At 66.3% G+C, this 1,742-nt stretch carries 3 protein-coding genes; 2 read left to right on the top strand and 1 reads right to left on the bottom strand.

The features are described 5' to 3' along the window. Window positions 1-2: 2 nt before the first annotated feature. A complete protein-coding gene (locus JF597_RS54795; RefSeq protein ID WP_294014669.1) occupies window positions 3-650 on the top strand; it encodes a FadR/GntR family transcriptional regulator in 648 nt (215 codons plus the stop codon). Window positions 651-699: 49 nt separating this feature from the next. Here the strand turns inward: JF597_RS54795 and JF597_RS54790 are convergent, their stop codons facing one another. Next, a complete protein-coding gene (locus JF597_RS54790) occupies window positions 700-1,443 on the bottom strand; it encodes a GntR family transcriptional regulator (protein WP_294014667.1) in 744 nt (247 codons plus the stop codon). Between the two features lie 69 nt (window positions 1,444-1,512). Between JF597_RS54790 and JF597_RS54785 the strand changes: the two genes are divergently transcribed. After that, window positions 1,513-1,742, top strand: a 230-nt coding sequence (locus JF597_RS54785) for a hypothetical protein (RefSeq protein WP_294014665.1), incomplete at its 3' end; no start/stop codon positions are given.

Raw genomic sequence — 1,742 nt, 5'->3', positions numbered from 1 at the left:
AGATGATCGTCGGTGGGCAATTGCGTCCCGGCGACCGGCTGCCAAGGGAGGCCGATCTGGCCCTGCAGCTCGGTCTGTCCCGCAACTCGCTCCGCGAGGCTGTGCGAGCGCTGTCGCTGATCAACATCCTGGACGTGCGGCAGGGCGTCGGCACCTACGTGACCAGCCTCGAACCGCACCTGCTTCTCGATGCGCTCGCCTTCGTCCTCGACTTCCATCGCGACGACCGGGCGTTGGAATTCCTGCGAGTACGTCTCATCCTCGAGCCGGCGGCGGCTTCCATGGCCGCAGAACGGGGGGATGAGACCATCGTCAGCAGCCTGCGAGCCGTGCTCGACGCGACCAGGCCCGATCTCTCGTCGGCCGACCTGCTCAAGCACGACATCGAGTTCCACCACAAGCTGGCCGAGGCGTCCGGGAACTCGGTGCTCTGCTCGCTCATCGACTCCTTGGCCGATACCACCCACCGGACCCGGATCTGGCGGGGACTGACCGAGGAGGGTGCGCAGCACCGCACGATCGCCGAACACCGCGGCATCATCGCCGCGATCGAGATCGGCGACGGTGAGCTGGCCCAAGCGCGCATGCTCGTTCACATCAGCGGGGTGGAGCAGTGGTTGCAGCGGGTGCGGATCCCGAAAGACGGGTGACCACGCGCGTTCCGCCGGTTACCAGCAGATTTGGCCGCTGATCGTGCCTTCAGCCATCGACAAACGTCTCCAGCCGCTCCAGTGCTGACACCAGGTGGGCACGCATCGCTTCCTCGGCCCGTTCGGGATTCTTCCGGGCGACCGCACCGACCACCGCCAGGTGCTCGTGCTTCGTCACCGAGTGCAGGCCAGCGTGGTAGTAGAGCCGGTAGGTGTGCAGGTGGGGGCGCAGTCGGGTCAGCATGTCGCTGATCACCTGGTTGCCGGCGAGGTCGGCGACCATGGCGTGGAAGGTGGCGTCGTAGACCATGTCCAACCGGTTCGCCGCAGCCGTGATCTCGGCACCGGCTCCGCCGGACCGGGCAACGCGGCGCAGCTCCTTGATCTCGTTCGGCTCCGCGTGGGCAGCGGCCTTGGCGGCCAACGCGGGTTCGACGAGTAACCGGAGCTCGATGAGCTCGCGCACCTGCTCGATGCCCATGAGGGGCGCCACCGTGTAGCTGCGCCCTGGCTGCTTCGTGATCAAACCGTCGGCCTCGACGCGCGCCAGGGCCTCGCGCACCGGTGTCGGCGACACGCCGAGGGTGCGGGCGAGTTCTTCGATGTTGAGGCGGGCGCCCGGTTCGAACGCGTGCGTCATGAGCATGTCGGTGACGATTTCGTACACCGAACCAGGCAGCGCCTGGCGTTGGGCCAGGCGCTGTCCGGCGGCGGACTCATGGATTGCTTCGACTTGATAACGGTCCATCTCGGCCTTCGCGTGTCGAGTACCTGCGGGGTTACCGTACAGCATTCCAATCTTCCATATCCTATAGGTTCTAGGATATGGTGCCTCGGCAGCCGAGCCGATGCTGAAGGACCGATGCTGAAGGAAAGGGGGCGCGACGTGATCGACGACCAGTCGGCGAGTCGGGTCATCAGCGTCGACGCGGCGACCCCTCAGCCCGAGGTCCAGAAGGGGTCGGATGCGAGCAACGACCGATCGTCCCGCGCGATCAAGGGTGTCCTCCTCGCGCTGAAGGCCGGCCCGCTGTTCATCCTGGCGCTGATGGTGTTGTTCCTCTGGGCGGCCACCGACGGCCACGTGTTTCT

It is taken from the genome of Streptomyces sp., assembly GCF_019510245.1.
In the GTDB taxonomy this organism is placed as follows: domain Bacteria; phylum Actinomycetota; class Actinomycetes; order Streptomycetales; family Streptomycetaceae; genus Streptomyces.
Note: the sequence above shows the minus strand (reverse complement) of the source record. Positions and strands in the feature narration are given on the sequence as shown.